Origin of the sequence: Parasphingopyxis sp., from assembly GCF_052168295.1 — a bacterium.
GTDB lineage: Bacteria > Pseudomonadota > Alphaproteobacteria > Sphingomonadales > Sphingomonadaceae > Parasphingopyxis.
The window spans coordinates 1-17,961 of sequence record NZ_JBQLZN010000028.1; the positions used below are offsets into that span (position 1 = coordinate 1).

18 protein-coding genes are annotated in these 17,961 nt (G+C 63.8%); 15 read left to right on the top strand and 3 right to left on the bottom strand.

Annotated features, from left to right (window positions below):
• The first annotated feature begins 251 nt into the window (after positions 1-251).
• From rplQ to ACTS1Z_RS04330, 3 genes are all read left to right on the top strand, one after another.
• Positions 252-680, top strand: a complete 429-nt coding sequence (rplQ, locus tag ACTS1Z_RS04320; protein WP_442623210.1) for a 50S ribosomal protein L17 — start codon at positions 252-254, stop codon at positions 678-680.
• A gap of 168 nt (positions 681-848) precedes the next feature.
• A complete protein-coding gene (locus tag ACTS1Z_RS04325) occupies positions 849-3,002 on the top strand; it encodes a prolyl oligopeptidase family serine peptidase (protein WP_442623211.1) in 2,154 nt (717 codons plus the stop codon).
• A 148-nt stretch (positions 3,003-3,150) separates the two neighbouring features.
• Complete coding sequence (locus ACTS1Z_RS04330) at positions 3,151-3,675, top strand: hypothetical protein (protein ID WP_442623212.1); 525 nt, start codon at positions 3,151-3,153, stop codon at positions 3,673-3,675.
• Positions 3,676-3,927: 252 nt separating this feature from the next.
• Here the strand turns inward: ACTS1Z_RS04330 and ACTS1Z_RS04335 are convergent, their stop codons facing one another.
• Positions 3,928-5,022, bottom strand: coding sequence for a methyl-accepting chemotaxis protein (locus tag ACTS1Z_RS04335; RefSeq protein ID WP_442623213.1), 1,095 nt, complete (start codon positions 5,020-5,022; stop codon positions 3,928-3,930).
• Positions 5,023-5,089: 67 nt separating this feature from the next.
• Positions 5,090-6,886 carry a hypothetical protein gene (locus ACTS1Z_RS04340; RefSeq protein ID WP_442623214.1) on the bottom strand — a complete coding sequence of 599 codons (1,797 nt, stop codon included), beginning with the start codon at positions 6,884-6,886 and terminating at the stop codon, positions 5,090-5,092.
• A gap of 133 nt (positions 6,887-7,019) precedes the next feature.
• Between ACTS1Z_RS04340 and ACTS1Z_RS04345 the strand changes: the two genes are divergently transcribed.
• From ACTS1Z_RS04345 to ACTS1Z_RS04395, 11 genes are all read left to right on the top strand, one after another.
• Positions 7,020-8,123, top strand: a complete 1,104-nt coding sequence (locus tag ACTS1Z_RS04345) for a helix-turn-helix transcriptional regulator (RefSeq protein ID WP_442623215.1) — start codon at positions 7,020-7,022, stop codon at positions 8,121-8,123.
• Positions 8,124-8,162: 39 nt separating this feature from the next.
• Positions 8,163-9,749 (top strand): glutamine-hydrolyzing GMP synthase, encoded by a 1,587-nt coding sequence (gene guaA, locus ACTS1Z_RS04350; protein ID WP_442623216.1) that lies wholly within the window; start codon positions 8,163-8,165, stop codon positions 9,747-9,749.
• Positions 9,740-10,699, top strand: a complete 960-nt coding sequence (locus ACTS1Z_RS04355) for a GIY-YIG nuclease family protein (RefSeq protein ID WP_442623217.1) — start codon at positions 9,740-9,742, stop codon at positions 10,697-10,699. Before guaA ends, ACTS1Z_RS04355 begins: the two co-directional genes overlap by 10 nt.
• Positions 10,700-10,721: 22 nt before the next feature.
• On the top strand, positions 10,722-11,426 hold the full coding sequence (locus ACTS1Z_RS04360) for an endonuclease III domain-containing protein (protein WP_442623218.1): 705 nt from the start codon (positions 10,722-10,724) through the stop codon (positions 11,424-11,426).
• A 137-nt stretch (positions 11,427-11,563) separates the two neighbouring features.
• Positions 11,564-12,220 carry a DUF2490 domain-containing protein gene (locus ACTS1Z_RS04365; RefSeq protein WP_442623219.1) on the top strand — a complete coding sequence of 219 codons (657 nt, stop codon included), beginning with the start codon at positions 11,564-11,566 and terminating at the stop codon, positions 12,218-12,220.
• A gap of 233 nt (positions 12,221-12,453) precedes the next feature.
• A complete protein-coding gene (locus tag ACTS1Z_RS04370) occupies positions 12,454-13,128 on the top strand; it encodes an endonuclease III domain-containing protein (protein WP_442623220.1) in 675 nt (224 codons plus the stop codon).
• Positions 13,121-13,504, top strand: a complete 384-nt coding sequence (locus ACTS1Z_RS04375) for a hypothetical protein (protein ID WP_442623221.1) — start codon at positions 13,121-13,123, stop codon at positions 13,502-13,504. Before ACTS1Z_RS04370 ends, ACTS1Z_RS04375 begins: the two co-directional genes overlap by 8 nt.
• Positions 13,488-13,928 (top strand): GNAT family acetyltransferase, encoded by a 441-nt coding sequence (locus ACTS1Z_RS04380; RefSeq protein ID WP_442623222.1) that lies wholly within the window; start codon positions 13,488-13,490, stop codon positions 13,926-13,928. The genes ACTS1Z_RS04375 and ACTS1Z_RS04380 overlap by 17 nt, the downstream gene beginning before the upstream one ends.
• A gap of 31 nt (positions 13,929-13,959) precedes the next feature.
• Positions 13,960-14,193: a hypothetical protein gene (locus ACTS1Z_RS04385; RefSeq protein WP_442623223.1), complete on the top strand. Its 234-nt coding sequence runs from the start codon at positions 13,960-13,962 to the stop codon at positions 14,191-14,193.
• A 1-nt stretch (position 14,194) separates the two neighbouring features.
• A complete protein-coding gene (purT, locus tag ACTS1Z_RS04390; protein WP_442623224.1) occupies positions 14,195-15,391 on the top strand; it encodes a formate-dependent phosphoribosylglycinamide formyltransferase in 1,197 nt (398 codons plus the stop codon).
• A 2-nt stretch (positions 15,392-15,393) separates the two neighbouring features.
• A complete protein-coding gene (locus ACTS1Z_RS04395; RefSeq protein WP_442623227.1) occupies positions 15,394-15,753 on the top strand; it encodes an ArsC family reductase in 360 nt (119 codons plus the stop codon).
• A gap of 30 nt (positions 15,754-15,783) precedes the next feature.
• On the opposite strand, the gene ACTS1Z_RS04400 is transcribed toward ACTS1Z_RS04395, so the two are convergent.
• Complete coding sequence (locus ACTS1Z_RS04400; protein ID WP_442623225.1) at positions 15,784-16,881, bottom strand: endonuclease/exonuclease/phosphatase family protein; 1,098 nt, start codon at positions 16,879-16,881, stop codon at positions 15,784-15,786.
• A 104-nt stretch (positions 16,882-16,985) separates the two neighbouring features.
• Between ACTS1Z_RS04400 and panB the strand changes: the two genes are divergently transcribed.
• Entirely contained in the window at positions 16,986-17,858 is an 873-nt protein-coding gene (gene panB / locus ACTS1Z_RS04405; protein ID WP_442623226.1) for a 3-methyl-2-oxobutanoate hydroxymethyltransferase, read from the top strand.
• The last annotated feature ends 103 nt before the right edge of the window (positions 17,859-17,961 follow it).

A 17,961-nucleotide genomic window follows, 5' to 3' on the forward strand; every position in this document is an offset into this window, starting at 1 on the left:
CTCGGCATGGACATCCCCGGCTGGCCGCCCGAGAATATCGAGGAAATGGCCAAGAAGCTCGAACAGGAGTTGCTGGGGTAAACCTATATTGCTCCTGCGAAGGCAGGAGCCCAGGGCGGCAGGTGATGCCGCGTGAAGCTCTAGGCTCCTGCCTTCGCAGGAGCACGGAAAAAGGGAAATGGCGGCGCCCTTAACTGCTGCCTGGATCGGGCTACCTGATACGGGCCCTTTACGAACGAAGGAACGAAATCATGCGCCACAAAAAGGCTCATCGTAAACTCAACCGCACGTCGAGCCATCGCAAGGCGATGCTTCGCAACATGGCGGCCGGCCTTATCAAGCATGAGCAGGTCATGACGACCCTGCCCAAGGCCAAGGAATTGCGGCCCTATGTCGAGAAGCTGATCACGCTGGCGAAGAAGGGCGGCCTCTCCAATCGTCGCCTCGCCATGTCCCGCCTGATGGACGAGACGCAGCTCAAAAAGCTCTTCGACGTGCTGGCCGAGCGCTATGCCGATCGCGAGGGCGGCTATACCCGCATCATCAAGGCCGGCTATCGCGCGTCGGACGCTTCGGCGATGGCGGTGATCGAATTCGTCGATCGCGACGAAGACGCCAAGGGCCAGGATTCCGGTCCGGTCGAATTCGACGAAGATTTCGCGGACGAGGTTGCAGCCTAGGCACGGCGCGTCATCCCAGCGAAGGCTGGGATCTAAGGCGGTCAAGCGGTTCGTATATGGCCAGAGATTCCAGCCTTCGCTGGAATGACGAGCGCCTCCAACGAATGGGATTGCACAGGGGATCGCGGCTGCTAGGCTTGCGGTCTCCTTTGCATTTCGAGGTACAAGATGACCGCTCGCCGCCTGCTTCTCCCGCTCGCCTGTCTTGCCCTGCCGGCCATGGCCATCGCTCAAGGATCCGCGCCGATGGAAACGCCGCTCACCTATCCCGAAACCGAGCGCGGCGATGTCGTCGAGGAGCAGTTCGGCGTGGCCGTCGCCGATCCTTATCGCTGGCTCGAGAACGACGTCCGCAACGACCAGAATGTCCGCGACTGGGTCACCGCACAAAATGCGGTGACCGATGCCTATCTCGAGACCCTGCCGGGGCGCGATACGATCGCGGCGCGGCTCACCGAATTGTGGAATTACGAGCGGATCGGCATCCCGACCGTCCGCGGCAGCCGCTATTTCTACACACGCAATGACGGGCTGCAGAACCAGTCGGTGCTCTATATGCGCGAGGGGCTGGACGGCGAACCGCGCCTCCTGATCGATCCCAATGAATGGTCGGACGACGATGCGACCGCGATGGCGCAATGGGTGCCGTCGCCCGACGGCCGCTATGTCGCCTATGGCGTGCAGGACGGCGGCACGGACTGGCGCACGATCCGCGTGCTCGATGTCGAAACGGGCGAGACGCTGGCCGATACGGTCGAATGGGCGAAGTTCACCAATATCAGCTGGGCCGAAGGCGGCGCCGGCTTCTTCTATTCGCGCTTCCCCGCGCCCGATGCGGAAGGCGAGTTCCAGTCGCTGAACCTGAACCAGGCCGTCTATTATCACGCCATCGGCACCGACCAGGCCGAGGACCGGCTGGTCTATGCGACGCCCGACCGCCCGCAGCTCAACCATTTCGCCGAGGTGACCGACGACAAGCGCTGGCTGCTCATCTATTCGTCCGAAGGCACGGACAGCCGCTACGAAGTGACGCTCGGCGATCTGACGCAGGACGATGTGCCGGTGCGCGCGATCGTCACCGGGTTCGAGCATAATTGGGATCTGGCCGGCTCGGACGGCGCGCACATCTATTTCGTCACCAACAGCGACGCGCCGCGCGAGCGGATCGTCCGCATGGACGTATCCGGCGAGACTCCGGTGATTACCGAGATCGTCGCCGAGGACGAAGCGACGCTCGAAGGGGCATCGCTGGTCGGCGACCGGCTGATCGCCAACTATCTCGTCGATGCGCGCAACGAAGCGCGGGTATTCGATCGCGACGGCAACCGCGTGTCGACCGTCGAACTGCCGGGCATCGGCAGCACGGATGGCTTCGATGGGGAACTCGGCAATCCCGAAACTTTCTTCGCCTTTACGAGTTTCGCCACGCCGACCGCGATTTACCGCTATGACAGCGCGACCGGCGAGGTATCGCCCTTCGCCGTACCGGACGTGCCGTTCAACTCGGAGGACTATACGGTCGCCCAGCGCTTCTACACGTCGCGCGATGGCACGCGCGTGCCGATGTTTATCGTGCACCGGGCCGATCTCGACCATTCCGAGCCGCGCCCGACTTTGCTGTACGGCTATGGCGGGTTCAACATCTCGATCACGCCCGGCTTCAGCCCGGGGCGGCTGCAATGGATGGAGATGGGCGGCGTGTTCGCGCTCGCCAATCTGCGCGGCGGCGGTGAATATGGGGCGGAGTGGCATGATGCCGGTCGGCTGCTGAACAAGCAGAATGTGTTCGACGACATGATCGCAGCCGGCGAATATCTGATCGCCGAGGGGATCACGACGGCCGACCAGCTCGCCGTGCAGGGCCGCTCCAACGGCGGCCTGCTCGTCGGCGCCGTCGTCAACCAGCGGCCCGACCTGTTCGCGGTCGGCCTGCCGGCCGTCGGCGTCATGGACATGCTGCGCTTCGACCGGTTCACGGCCGGGCGCTACTGGGTCGACGATTATGGCTATCCGAACCGGGAGGAGGATTTCCGCGCCCTGCTCGCCTATTCGCCCTATCACAATATTCCCGAAAGCGGCGATTTCCCGGCGATCATGGTCACGACGGCCGATACCGACGACCGCGTGGTGCCCGGGCATAGCTTCAAGTACACGGCCGCGCTCCAGCATGCCGATCTCGGCGACCGGCCGCACCTGATCCGTATCGAAACGCGCGCCGGCCACGGTTCGGGGCGCCCGACGAGCCAGCTCATCGCCGAATATGCGGACCTCTGGGCGTTCACCGCCCGATGGACGGGTTTGGACGTTCCGGAGGCCGAATAGCGCTGATTTCCGGGATTTTTTGCGTTCAGGTTAATCGCATTTTATATTAACGAAAGCCTACAGGCGAGTTCAGACCGCACTCAGCGCGGCTCCGCTACATCTGCATCCGGTTCTTCAGAGGACCGTGTGCAGTAAAGGAGCCCGCGAAATGAACATGATCGGAAAATCCCTGATGGGCGCCACGGCCGCGACCGCGCTCGCCGTCGCCGCGCCCGCCCAGGCCAGCGACGGTGACGGCATCGACGGCGGCGACATTCTCGCCGGCGCGCTGGTGCTCGGCGGCATCGCCGCCGTGGCCGCCGCGATCGACGACGATGACGATGACGATCGGTATGAGCGCCGTTACGGCCGCTACGACGATTATGACCGGCGTTACGACCGCCGCTATCATCGCCGGCATTACGGCCACAGGATGCGGCCGCGCCAGGCCGTCCGCCAGTGCCGCCGTGCGGCGCGCTTCGAAGCCTCCCGCTATGGCCGGGCGCGCGTGACCGAGATTACCGAAGTCGATCGCCGGCGCGACGGCTATCGCGTCCGCGGCCGGCTGCTCGTCGAGGAAGGCCGTTATGGCCGCCGCGGCTATTACAGAACAGCCGATTACGACCGGGGCCGGTTCTCCTGCCGGATCCGTTACGGTCGGATCGATCGGCTGAGAGTGCGCGGGCTCGACTAGAGACCGCCAGCACGAGAGGGCGCGGAGCAGGCATGGGCTCCGCGCCCTTTTTCTATGCGTTGATATTGCTTGCTAATATACTGCGCTCAGGCTGAGCCTGTCGAAGCCTCATTGCGACTGAGGCTGACCCTTCGACAGTGAACAGGTGAGAATTGCCCCCGGCAATCCTCAGCCAAGCCTGGGAGGCTTGGCGACCTGATCACCAGGGTGAGCGCGACCCAGTCACTTTTGCAAACTACATAATCGCTTCTTTTATGCGGCCTTGGGCGCTTTTTTGGGCTCGTCTTCCGCGTCCGGCCCGAGGCCGAGCGCGGCGAGAATCTCCGCTTCGCTGCGCATCTCGCGCTCGATGACGCTGCACAGTTTCAATCCGCCAAAGCCGTTCTCGATTTCGCCGCGCGCGAAGGAAATGCTCTTCTGATCGCGGATAAAGGATCCGCGCTGGGCGTCCTTGTCGGGCAGCGGATAGGCGGTGCCGAACGGATCGCCCGACGAGCTGCCGACGATTCTGTCGTCCGCGTCGAGCAGGAGGAAGCGGTCGCCCTTGCGGTCGTTCCGGTGCAGCATGTTCTGCATCGCGATCAGCGAGCGGGCGTAGCGGTCCCAGTCATATTCGAGATAGAGCACGCCGATCACATCGCCGCCGTCCAGTCCACGCTCGCGGATCCCGCAGACGAAGAGCACGCAGGGCCGGTCGTTGCCCTGCGGATTGAGCCAGATTTCGTCCGCCGACCATTGATCCGGCCCGCGGCTCGCCATCGCCCGCTCGAATTGCGGCTGGCCCTTGAGGTTGAACGCCATGAAGGCCGGATTGTCCTCGATGCTCATCCGGATCGTGCCGTCGGCCGAGGCGAGAAAGGCGTTGCTGTAGAAATCGGAGAAGGCGAACTCCGTATTCAGCCGTTCGCGCGCCGCCGCTTCTTTCTCGGCGTCTTGCGGGTCGGCGATATAGGCGCGGACGCTGGGATCGGTCGCGAGAATACGCAGGTCGACGCTGCGCGCGGACAGGCCGCGCAGCGCAAGGTCGTTGATCGTATGGGCGAGATCGGCGAGCCGGGCGCCCTCCAGCTCGTCGACCAGTTCGTCGACGATGCGCGAACTCGTCGCGAGCCGGTCCATCACGGTCTGGCGAAAATCCTGCGCGGCATTGGCGGCGCTGGTGGCGAGCGATTTCACTTCCTGCGCGACGACCGCGAAACCGCGCCCGGCCTCGCCCGAACGCGCGGCTTCGATGGTGGCGTTGAGCGCCAGCATCTTGGTCTGCTTGGCGATCGCGTCGCTCGCATTGGCGTAGCGGCCGGTCTCCTCTTCCAGCAGATCGAGCAGGGCTTTGATGCGTCGGGGCATGCGGGCTCCAAAAGGGTCTTCGGAACCTAGCTAATCGCCAAAGGCTAACCATCGGTTAACCATCGTCTCAGGGGAGGCGGACGCGCGCCTCGATGGAAAGCCGGGCATCGAACCGGTCGCCGCTTGTCAGATCGGTCGAAAGGCCGTCGAAGAACACCTGATCGCCCGAATTGGGATTGAAGATCGCGCCGGCATCGGAGCGATATTCGATCGCCCCGCCCACACCGATCAGCACCGTATCGCTGAGCGGCAGGCCGATCGTTACGCCGGCGCCGCCCTGGAAGCCGATGCCGTCATCGTCGCGGTCGATCTCGATCATAAAATCCCGGTCCGCGGGCAGGGAGAAAGAGTTCATATTGCGCTCGGCGGAGCGGAGCCTCGTGTCGCGATAGAAGAGGCCGATATGGCCGCTCGGATAGATGATGAACGGCCCGGCCGGCAGCGCCGCTTCGGCATGGCCGTAGAAGCGGAAATAATCCTCTTCGATTTCCTGCATCCGTTCCTGGCTGAACTGGAGTACCGGTCCGCCGACCGACCCCGATCCACCGGCAAGGCCGGCATAGCTGCGTTCGCTGGCGGTGTAGGAGAAGCCGATGCCGATCGCGAAGCCGCCGCCGGGTTTCCGATTGTCGAACAGGTCGATCTCGCCGCCGATCTCGAATTCGGAGAATTCGACGGCGATATCGCCCGATACGCCGAAGGGGGTGGCGATGCCCGAGCTGCCGCCCGGCGAAAGGTCGCCATAGACGATGCCCGTATCGGCCGCCCCGGCCGGGATGTCGAAGGCGCGCGCGGCGTCGCCTTCATGGTAGCTGCCGAACAGCGCGCCGAAGACGGTCTCTATCGATACCTCGCCGCCGAAGAACCAGAAGCCCTCGGGCGCGCCCTGGGCGAATTCTTCGGGCGCCGCGCCGATCAGCCCGTCGCGCCGGAAGCCGATCCCGTTCTCGCTCTCGGGGAAATCGGCGCGGCTCCAGGAGAAGCGGAAGATGTTTTCGGGATCGTTCAGCAACCACCGGTCGCGCAGGCGCGGATTGTTCAGAATTATCTCGGTGCCTGGCCCGATGCTCGCATCGCCGTTGCTGTCCTCCGGCGTGGTATCCGGCGTGTCGGGCGTGCCGCCGCTATCGGGCGTGCCGCCGCCGTCCTCATCTTCGGGCGGCAGGATATCCTCGGGAACCGGAAAACACTGGCCGAACCGCTCCTCGGCATAGCGCAGGCCGTTTCGTGCGGCCTCCAGCCGCCGACGCGCGTCTTCGGGATCGACGGTGCCGAATTCGCCAGCCGCTTCCGCCGCCTCGGCGATGCGGCGCCGTTCCGCCACCAGCGCGCGCATCCGTTCGAGCCAGAGCCGCGCCCTTTCCTGGTCGCAATCGGCGAGCGCCTGGGCATATTCGCGCGCCGCCTGGCTCCAGCGCTCGTTGATCGGGGCGCTGGGGGGCAGCGGCTCGGCCGGCTCGGTGGCGGGTTCGCCGCTTTCGTCCTCCGGTTCGTCGTCCTCGGGCACGATCGGCTCGCAGCCGGCCTCGAGTTCGTCCGCATAGCGATCCGCCCAGTCATCGACCGTGGCGGGCGGCAGATATTCGAGCCAGACGCCGCGTTCGAAAGGCGTCGGATCGCCGAAATCCTCGAGCTCGCGCATGATCTGACGCCAGATTTCGCATTGCCGCCGCTCGCGGAAGAAGCGGGCGTTTTCGAACAGCGCTTCGGCATGGCGCCGCGCCTGGTTGCCGCGCCGTATCCGATCGGCTTCCTCCTCGGTGATCGGCTGGGCATGGGCTGCGGAAAGCGTGAAAGATGGCCCCCCGCCGCCCAATATCGCCAGCGAAACCGGGATAGCCAGAAGAGCCGTTGACCATCGCATCGCATCATTCCCCGCAATCCGCGCCCGGCGGAAAGGATATCCGCCGAGCATCGCCGCCGCGTCATCCAATTGGATGAGGCGTTGTCTTGGCAGCCGCGCGGGTCTAGCCTTTGCCGCGCGGGAGGGAACCGCCATGAAGCAGCTGGAAGAGATCGAGGCGAGAGCGACGCGTGCCGCGCTCGATCCGCTGGTGCTGCCCGATCTGCTCTGGTCGGTGCGCACGATGATCGGCGGCGTGATGGGGACGATGGAGCGCTACGACAAGCGCACGGGCACCGTCGAAATGCTGACCACCGACCGGCCCGACATCCTCGCCGAAGGCCGCGCGGCCTATGAAAGCCACTATTACAAGGTCAATCGCCGCAACGATCTGGCGATGGAGCTGCGGCCCGGCACGATATTGTGCGACGATCTGCTCGGCGACGACCGGGCGCTGTCGCGCGACGAATTCTATGTCGATTTCCTCGCACCGTCCGGCCTCAAATATTTCATCGGCGCGGTGCTGATCGACGACGACGAACAGCTGGTCTGGACGTCGGTGCAGCGTGGGCCGAAACAGCCACGCGTCAGCGCGGAGAAAAAGCGTGCCTATGCCGCGGCGCTGCCGCATCTCGGCAATGCGCTGTCGCTCTATCTCAGGATGCGCAACCTGCCGGCGGCGCCGGTACTGGCCGATCTGCTCGACCGGATCACCGACCCGATGGCGATCGTGCGCGTCGATGGCGGGCTCCTTTTCGCCAACCGGGCGATGCGCGACATGGTGGATGATGACCGCTGGCTGACCCTCGACGAGGGCCGGCTCGAAAGCCGCTACGCCCCCTTGCGGCGGGCGGTGGCGCGGTTGATGGCGGCGGCTGCAAATGGCGAGCGATCGGGCTGTGCGGCGGTGACCCTGCCGGGCCGGCGCCGTCCCGTCGTCCTGCGTGCTGTCGCCTTGCCGGAGGAGCGAAGCCGCCCGTACGGCGCACCTCTGCTCTGCCTGATGATCGACGATCCCGGGCGCCCGAAAATCGATGCGCTCGCCGATATCGCGCGCCAATACGAACTGACGCCCCGTGAAGCGGCGGTCGGCGCGCATCTCGCGGCCGGCTGGACGATTGCCGAGACCGCGCTCAAGCTTGGCATATCGCGCAATACGGTGCGCACCCATGTCGCCCATCTGCGGGAGAAACTCGGCGAGCGCAGCATGCTGGGCGTGGCGGCCCGGCTCCGCTCGGCGAGCGCTGCCCTGCACTGACCGCTGGACGCAATCCCGGCGCGCCATTATCGCTGCCCTATGACGGACCAGCCCACAGATTCGCCGGCGCCTCCGGCCCATTCCGAAACCATCCTCATCGTCGATTTCGGCAGCCAGGTGACGCAGCTTATCGCGCGGCGGGTGCGCGAAGCGGGGGTCTATAGCGAGATCGCCCCGTTCAACAGCGCCGAAGAGGCGTTCGAGCGCCTGCAGCCCAAGGGCGTCATCCTGTCGGGCTCGCCGGCCGGGGTGCCCGAAGAGGGGAGCCCGCGCGCACCGGACGTGATCTTCGACAGCGGCCTGCCGATCCTCGGCATCTGTTATGGCCAGCAGGTGATGACGCACCAGCTCGGCGGGGCGGTCGAATCCGGCGAGAGCGGCGAATTCGGGCGGGCCTTTATCGAGATTTCGGACGAATGCGTGCTGTTCGATGGGCTCTGGAAGGTCGGCGAGACGCACCAGGTCTGGATGAGCCATGGCGACAAGGTGACCCAGTTTGCCGAAGGCTTCCGTATCGTCGCGACGACGGAAGGTGCGCCCTTCGCGCTGATCGCGGACGACGAGCGGCGTTACTATGGCACCCAGTTCCACCCCGAAGTCGTCCACACGCCGGACGGGGCGAAGCTGATCGCCAATTTCGTCCGCCATGTCTGCGGTTGCCGCGGCGACTGGACCATGGCCGAATATCGCGACACCAAGATCGCCGAGATCCGCGAACAGGTCGGCGATGGGAAGGTGATTTGCGGTCTATCGGGCGGCGTCGACAGCGCGGTCGCGGCGGTGCTCATTCACGAAGCGATCGGGGAGCAGCTGACCTGCGTCTTCGTCGATCACGGCCTGATGCGCCTGGGCGAGGCCGAGCAGGTCGTCGGCCTGTTCAAGGGCCATTACAATATCCCGCTCGTCCATGTGAACGCCGAGACGCTGTTCCTGAACGGCCTCAAGGGCGAGAGCGATCCCGAAAAGAAGCGCAAGTTCATCGGCAAGACGTTCATCGACGTGTTCGAGGACGAGGCGAAGAAGATCGGCGGCGCGGATTTCCTCGCCCAGGGCACGCTCTATCCGGACGTGATCGAGAGCGTGAGTTTTACGGGCGGGCCGTCTGTGACCATCAAATCGCACCACAATGTCGGCGGGTTGCCGGAGCGCATGAACATGCAGCTCGTCGAGCCGCTGCGCGAACTGTTCAAGGACGAGGTGCGCGAACTCGGCCGCGAACTCGGCCTGCCCGACGCCTTTGTCGGCCGCCACCCATTCCCCGGTCCCGGCCTCGCGATCCGCATTCCAGGCGAGGTGACCAAGGAACGCTGCGACATCCTGCGCAAGGCCGATGCGATCTACCTCGAGGAAATCCGCAACGCGGGTCTCTACGACGCGATCTGGCAGGCCTTTGCCGTATTGCTCCCGGTGAAAACCGTCGGCGTGATGGGCGACGGCCGCACCTATGACAGCGTCTGCGGCCTGCGCGCCGTCACGAGCACCGATGGCATGACCGCCGATGTCTATCCCTTCGACGCGACCTTTCTGACCCGCGTGGCAACGCGGATCGTCAACGAGGTGAAGGGCATCAACCGCGTGGTGTATGATTATACGAGCAAGCCACCGGGGACGATCGAGTGGGAGTGAGCCAGCCTCGTTTTTGGCTCAAAGCTTTTTGGGGGTTTGATCCCGATAATGAAGGTTACCTCGGCTTCACTAACGAGGGCGGTCGTACGCGTCTGCTTGAGAACTACGAGCCCGGCGATCTTATATTGATATATGGCGCGGATAGTGAGCTGACCGCTGCAGAGGAACGTCGACAGGTTCTCGGTATTCTAGAAATTGTTCCAGAACCGATAAAGGATGTGGACCGGATGTCCGAGACCGGGAAGCATCGCAAAGAAGTGAATGGTTGGACAGACCGGTGGACGTATGCCGTGCCGGTAGTCCGAGCATGGCAATTTCGGCAGAAGGTCGGTGTTTCCGACTTATTTCCTGATACTTACTCTCATAAAAATGCCAGAGTCCTTGGTTCCTACGGGGTCTTAGTGACCGAACGGGAAGCAAAAAACGTTATGAGCTGGCCAACTCGTGAACTTCCAGTTTACGGGATGCCGCCGTTGGCTGAAGGCAATCAAAGTTTTCAACCGTTCGAAGAGCATTGGCAACCAACAAAAGGACCGAAGCCAAGCTTTGGGAAGCGAGAATTCGAAACCGAAGATAAGGGTAGCTTTCTTTATCTGATGAAATTCGATGGAGATTTGTCTTCTTTCATGGGCGGACGCGCATATGAGTATGTCGGCAAAGGCTTATATAAAGTTGGCCGAACTTCTGATCTCGAGCGCCGTTGCAAAGAGCTGAATTCAGGTTTTCCGCCAGCTTGCGGCAGTCGTTGGAGAGTCATCCAATCATCACGAAAATTTGAGTCCTCTAATGATGCGGACAATGCAGAGTCAGATCTGAAATCGCTTTTCGAGAAGGAGTTCAGCAGCGTCGGCGGTGAGTTTTTCGTTTGCTCAGAAAAATCTGTCGAAGCGAGGTTCCACGATATTTCGCGACGTCTTGAGTCCGTTATCGGCCCGCCGCGACATGAATAACGAGATTTAACTTCGAGTAGTCATGCAACTCCCTCTCGACGACCCGCGCACCGAAATCCTCCAGCGCACGCATGATCTCCTGATCGCCCATTTCGGCCGTGTGATCCGCCCGCCGGAGAAACGGCGCTCGCCCGAATGGACGCTCGTTCAGGGCGTTATCGGGGCGCGGACGAAGACGATCCATTCGAACCGCTCGGCGGACGCGATGCTCGCGCATTTCGGATCGTGGGAAGCGGTCGCGGCGGCATCGGAGGCCGAGCTGTTGCCGTTCCTCGAAACCGCGACCTTTCCGGAGCTGATGGCCGAGCGGCTCAAGGCCTGCCTCACCGAAATCGTCGCGCGGCGGGGCAAAGTCGATTTGCGTCATCTCTCCAACCTGCCGACCGACGAGGCGATGGCCTGGCTCGAAAGCCTGCCCGGCGTCGCGCGGAAGGTGAGCGCCGGGGTGATGAACGCCAGCACCTTCAACCATCGCGCGCTCGTCATCGACACCAATCACCGCCGTGTGATCCAGCGCATGGGGCTGGTGCCGGCCAAGGCCGATACGGCGCGCGCCTATGACACGCTGATGCCGATCCTCCCAGCGGATTGGTCGGCCGAGGATGTGGATGAACATCATCTGCTCGTAAAACGCGTCGGCCAGCGTTTCTGCCGTCCGAAAGAAATGCGATGCGGCATATGTCCGGTGCGGACAGAGTGCCGCACAGCCCGGAATCGGGAAATCTGAGGTTCTGGCCTGTTTTCGAGACCATGTTTTGAAACCGAAATCGTTCTGCAACATTGATGTGGAAACACTGAATGCTGTGTGCTGGCCGGAATAACGGATGACGACCAAACGCATGGCGATGGTGCAGGAGTATGACGATGATGAAAAAGCGGGTTGCAGTGCTCGGTCTGGGCCTGCTGGCCATGCCGAGCGCGGCAATGGCCACGGACGATGATTTCGAATTCTGGCTGAATCCCTCTGTCGGCTTCGATCTCGACGAGGATACCGGCATAGAGTTTGAAACCGCACAGCGTTTTCGCGATGCGGGCGAGGGCAGGCCCGACACCTATTTCTTCCGGCTCTGGGTCAACCAGGCGCTGGGCGATTCCGTTACGCTGGCCGGCGCCGTCGAGCGGCGGATCAACGATGGCGGCTCGGACGAAACGCGTGTGATCCAGCAGATGTCGACGCGGCACGGTATCGTGCGGACGCGCCTGCGCCTCGAAGAGCGGTTCGTCGATAGTGCCGACCGGATGGGTCTGCGCCTGCGCCCGCGGCTTGGCGTTGCTGTGCCGCTCGACGATGCGGGCCGCTGGAGCTTCGGAGCCGATGCCGAGCTGTTCCTCACGCTGCGCAGCAACAATCGCGGCGGGGATACGGGGCTGACCGGCATGCGGACGCAGATCGGTTTCGGCTACGATATCAGCGACAACGTGTCGCTCAGCGCCGCCTATCTGCGCGACCAGGATTTCGAAGACAATGCGCCGGACGAGGTTGGCCATGCGCCGATCATCGGGATCGAATATGCCTTCTGATCGGCCGGACGCATCGGGTGCGCTTCCCTTGTTGGATCGATGGGCATAGCGTGTCGCGATATGATCGCCCATGCGCCCAGCCAGCCGATTGGCGCAGATCCGGAGCCGTTCGCACCGGCGTCCACGCGTCAAGTTTGTCAACTTGTTCAGGTCGAGCGGCTTCCGGATGAACGCGGCGGGCGGATCACCCCCGGCCTGTGTCAACCAGTGTCAACCGGATCGCTGGCGGGCCGATGAGCGAAGCCGGTCTGCTCCCGCCCGAAGACGTCGAAACCGTTTTCCGCCGTCTGTCGGAGGCGATGCCGGGGCGGTCGGAGCGCGCCAAGGGGCCGAAGGGGCAGCCGGACGCTTTCCGCTCCTGCATCTCCTGCATGCTCTCCGCCCAGTCGCTCGACAGCAATACGGCCAAGGCGAGCCGCGCGCTGTTCGCGCTGGCGCAGACGCCGGCGGAGATGCTCGCGCTGTCCGACGCGGAAATCATCGAAGCGATCAAGCCCGCCGGCCTCTACAACAACAAGGCGCGGGCGATCCGCAAATTCTGCCGGCAATTGCTCGACGAGCATGACGGCGTCGTGCCCGACACCCGGAAAGGCCTGCTCGGCATGTACGGGATCGGGCGCAAATGCGCCGATATCGTGCTGAGCTTCGCCTTTGGCGAGGAGGCGATCGCTGTCGATACCCATGTCGGGCGGGTCTGCGATCGGATCGGGCTGGCGCGTGGGCCGACCGAGGCGAAGATCGCCGAAGTTCTGGACAAACGGGCGCCCGACTGGGCCAAGGATGAAGGTCATTTCTGGCTGATCCAGCTCGGCAAGCGCATCTGCAAATCGCGCCGCCCGCACTGCGCGCGCTGCCCGGTCAGCGATTTATGCCAATATTATGCGGGTGGAAACGGATCGGATGGCTAGGTTCACCGACTATGTTTTGGGTGAGAAACCGCATCCAGGCACGATGGCATCGGCGCTGCTCGCCGGGCTCGCGATGGCGATGGTCGTCGCGATGCGGGCCGACGAGTGGGATTGGCAGGCGGTGCTCCTTATGCTGCTCGCGGCCGATATCGGCGCCGGCCTCGTGTCCAACGCAACCGAAGCCACACGGGCGCGCTGGCGTGCGCGCACAGGCCCAGGCGCGCGCATCGGTTTCCTCGTCGTCCATCTCACCCTGTACCCGGCGGCGCTGTTCCTGCTCGCGCGGGGCGATCTGGCGCTGTTCGGCTTTCTCGCGACGGTGCTGGCCGCGAAGATAATCGCTTTTGCCGCGGGTAAACATGACCAGCCCGCCTGACACAGAAATCGCATCCGCAACGGCTGCAGATCGGGACGCCGTCATCGCATTATGGCGGGCCTGCGGCCTGACGCGGCCGTGGAACGACCCGGTCGCTGATTTCGACGCTTCGATCGGCAATGCGACATCCGATATCCTGCTGCTGATGGAGGGCGATGCGCTTATCGCCACCGTCATGGTCGGCTTCGACGGGCATCGCGGCTGGGTCTATTATCTTGCCGTTGATCCCGATCGTCGCCGGGAGGGGCTCGGCGTGCGGATGATGGATGCCGCCGAGGCGTGGCTGCGCAAGCGCGGCGCGCCCAAGATCCAGCTCATGGTGCGCAGCGACAATGCGGACGTGATCGCCTTTTACGAGGCGCTGGGGCTGGAGCGGCAGGACGTCGCGACGCTCGGCCGCCGATTGGACGATGACGGGGCTTGAGACGGTCTCCCCGTCCGCGTAATCAGCCGCCATGAAGGTCAAATATCGCGTCGTGCATCAAACCAAGTCAATCTGGGAAGCGCTGCTCCGGGGGCGTTCCTGGACCGACTGGTATCTGGCGCAATATAAGGGATTCTGGGGCTGGAAGACGCTCGGCACCTTCCCGACGGTCGAGGAAGCCGAACAGGCGCTGGCCGACCATGCCGGCGGCGAATTGCTGAATTGCGGTTCCCGTATCGTCTCCGAGTTCGCCGAAAAGGAATAGCATGACGCCGATGGCCAAGATCCTGCTCCTCGGTTCGGGCGAGCTCGGCAAGGAGTTCGTGATCTCCTGCCAGCGCCTCGGCTGTCATGTCGTCGCCTGCGACAGCTATGACGGCGCGCCCGCGATGCAGGTGGCGGACGAACGCGAGGTCTTCTCGATGCTTGACGGCGAAGCGCTGGGCGCGGTGATCGAGAAGCATGCGCCCGATTTCATCGTGCCCGAGATCGAGGCGATCCGGACCGAAGTGCTCGCCGACTACGAGGCCAAAGGCTTTGCCGTCGTGCCCTCGGCCAAGGCCGCCCAGATGACGATGAACCGCGATGCGATCCGCGATCTCGCGTCGGGCGAACTGGGGCTGACGACGTCCAACTATCTCTATGCGGAGAGCCGGGAGGAGCTGCGCAAGGCGGTCGACGAGATTGGCCTCCCGCTCGTCGTGAAGCCGGTCATGTCGTCCTCTGGCAAGGGGCAGAGCACGGTCAAAGTCGCGGGCGCGATCGACGGTGCCTGGAATTACGCAGCCGACGGGATGCGGGGCGACCGCAAGCGCGTGATCGCCGAGGCGTTCGTCGATTTCGATTACGAGATCACGCTGCTGACCGTGCGGTCGAAGGACGGCGTGCATTTCTGCCCGCCCATCGGCCATCGCCAGGAGCATGGCGATTATCGCGAAAGCTGGCAGCCCGCCGCGATGTCCGAGGCGGCGCTCGCCGAGGCACAGGCGATGGCCGCCAAGATCGTCGCGGCGCTGGCCGGCGAAGGGCGCGGCTGGGGCATTTTCGGTGTCGAATTCTTCGTGAAGGGCGATGAGGTCATCTTCTCCGAACTGTCCCCCCGGCCGCATGACACGGGCATGGTCACCCTGGTGTCGCAGGACCTGAACGAGTTCGATCTGCACGCCCGCGCCATTCTCGGTCTGCCGATCCCCGCGATAGACGCGAAGGGCGCGTCCGCGAGCGCCGTCATCCTCGCGGACCGGACGGCCGAAGGCTTCGCCTTTACAGGTGTGGACGAGGCGCTGGGCAAGGCGGGCGATGGCTGCCATATCGACGTCCGATTGTTCGGCAAGCCGGTCACCCGGCCGGGGCGGCGCATGGGTGTGGCGCTGGCACGGGTGGATGGCGGGACTGTCGAGGATGCGCGCGATGCGGCGACCGATGCCGCGGCCAGCGTGAAGATCAGTTACGGAGACGCATGACGATGGACCCGATCCTGTACGGCATTCCCAATTGCGACAGCATCAAAAAGGCGCGCAAATGGCTCGAACGGCGGGCCGTCAACTATGCCTTTCACGATTACAAAAAGGCCGGGATTACCGAGGAGAAGCTACGCGAATGGTCGGCCGAGGTCGGCTGGGAAGTGCTGCTCAACAAGCGCGGCACCACGTTCCGCGAGCTGCCCGACGAGATGAAGGCCGATGTCGACGAGGATATCGCGGTGGCGCTGATGCTCTCCCATCCCTCGATGATCAAACGGCCGGTGCTGGAAAGCGAAGGCCCGCTCATCGTCGGCTTCAAGGGCGGCGAATATGAAACGGCGCTGGGGCTGGAACCGGAGTAAGAGCGCCGCGCAGGCCGCTATCGCCCGGGCTCAGTCTTCGGACTCTTCGCTCCAGATTTCGCTCTCGCGATAGGTGTCGATGGTCTCTTCCATCTGCTCGAAATCGTCGCTGCTCGCTTCGGGCGCCTCGTTGAGCGCTTCGCCGAGTTCGGGTGACAGGCAGATTTCGGCATAGACGGGCAGATGGTCGGACCCGACAGGACGCTCTGTGCGCATCTCGACGAGCGCGAAATCCTCGGTGAAGAACACATGGTCGAGCGGCCAGCGGAAGGCCGGCCAGGACGCCGGGAAGGTCGCGTAGAAACCGCGGCCGATGCGCGGATCGACATAGCCGCCGATGCGCCGCGCGACCCGCGACGTATGCGACCAGCCGACATCGTTGAAATCGCCGACCACGACGGCCGGAAGCTGGCTGTTGCGGACCATCCGCGCCGCGATGATCAGCTCGGCATCGCGCGCCTCGGTATCGTCGCCGGGCAGCGGCGGGCGGGGATGGAGCGCGGCAAGCCGGAATCGGCGTCCCCCCTCGGTCCGCATGACCGCATGCGCGGACGGTGTTTCGGGGTCGGTCAGGTTGACGATATGGCCGCTCTCGACCGCGAGATTGGTGGCGAGGATCTTGCCATATTCGTTCGACAGCGGGGCGAGGAACCGGTGCGCATAGCGCGAAAGCGCCGGTTGCATCGCCTCGAGCCATTGCTGGTCGGTTTCCATGAGCAGCAGGATATCCGGCCGAATCTCGTCGATCAGTGCGAGCGTGCGCTCATAGTCCCGGTTGTGCATATAAACGTTGATGCTGAGCAGCGTGACGCAGTGCTGCGCGCGTTCGTCGCCGGTCAGCTGTGCCTGTTCGGCTTCTTTCGCGGCGAACGGGGTGTAGGGGAAGATATTCCAGGCCTGGAAAGCCAGCGCGATGCCAAGCAGCGGCAGCAGGACGATCCGGCCCGGCGTTTCGAGAAAGATCATCGCCAGAAAGATCAGCGCGCCGACGGTGAAGATCGCGAAACGCGGGAAATCCCAGGTCCGTATCCACCAGCGATTGGATTCGATCGCGCTGAGCAGCGTGACGACACACACCAGCCCGGCGAGTATGGCAATGACCCAGAACAGCCAGAATCGCCAATCCATCGCTTTCTCCCCTCTTCGCTGCACCCATTAACGCACGAAAGCTGCGGAAGGTCCAAGCGCGATTTGCTGGCCATTCGTGCGGCACAGCGCTAGATGCGGTCGCCATGTCTACGACCTATACGCTCGATACCAAGACCGACCGCGCCCATCCGACGCCCAAGCCGATGAAGCGCCTCACCGTGCCCGCGATCCGCGGCCGCAAGACGGACGGCAAAACCGGCGAGCCGCTGGTCATGCTCACGGCCTATACGGTGCGCACGGCCCAAATCCTCGATCCGCATTGTGACATGCTGCTTGTCGGGGATTCGCTCGGGCAGGTGGTGTATGGGCTCGATTCGACCATTCCCGTCGGTCTCGACATGATGATCGCGCATGGCGCGGCGGTTGTCCGGGGCAGCTATCACAGTCTGGTCATCGTCGACATGCCCTTCGGCTCCTACGAAGAAAGCCCCGACCATGCGATCCGTTCGGCAACGCGCGTGATGAAGGAAACGGGTGCCGCTGCAATCAAGATGGAGGGCGGCGAGGCGATGGCTGAAACCGTCGCGTTCCTCTCGGCGCGGGGTATTCCGGTCATGGGCCATGTCGGGCTGACGCCGCAGGCGGTGAACGTGTTGGGCGGGCATAAGGTGCAAGGGCGCGACGAGGCGACGGCGGCCAAGGTGCTCGCCGATGCGAAGGCGATCGACGAAGCCGGCGCCTTCTCTATCGTCATCGAGGGGGTGATCGAGCCGATCGCGATTGAGACGACCAGGGCCGTGTCCTGCCCGACCATTGGGATCGGCGCCTCGGCGCAATGCGACGGGCAGGTCCTGGTAACCGAGGATATGCTCGGCCTGTTCGACCGCGTGCCGCGTTTCGTGAAGAAATATGACGATATGGCGGCGGCGGTCAGCCAGGCCGTCGAACGCTACGCGGCCGAAGTGCGCAGCCGCGCCTTTCCCGAAGAGGCGCAGACTTACCAGCCGAAGAAATAGGGCAACCTGCCATATGCGAAGAACCGCGCCCGGTCGTGGTTCACAATTACTTTCCCTTGGCCAAGCGCGCCGCTAAGGTCCGCCGCCATAACGATCTGGAGAC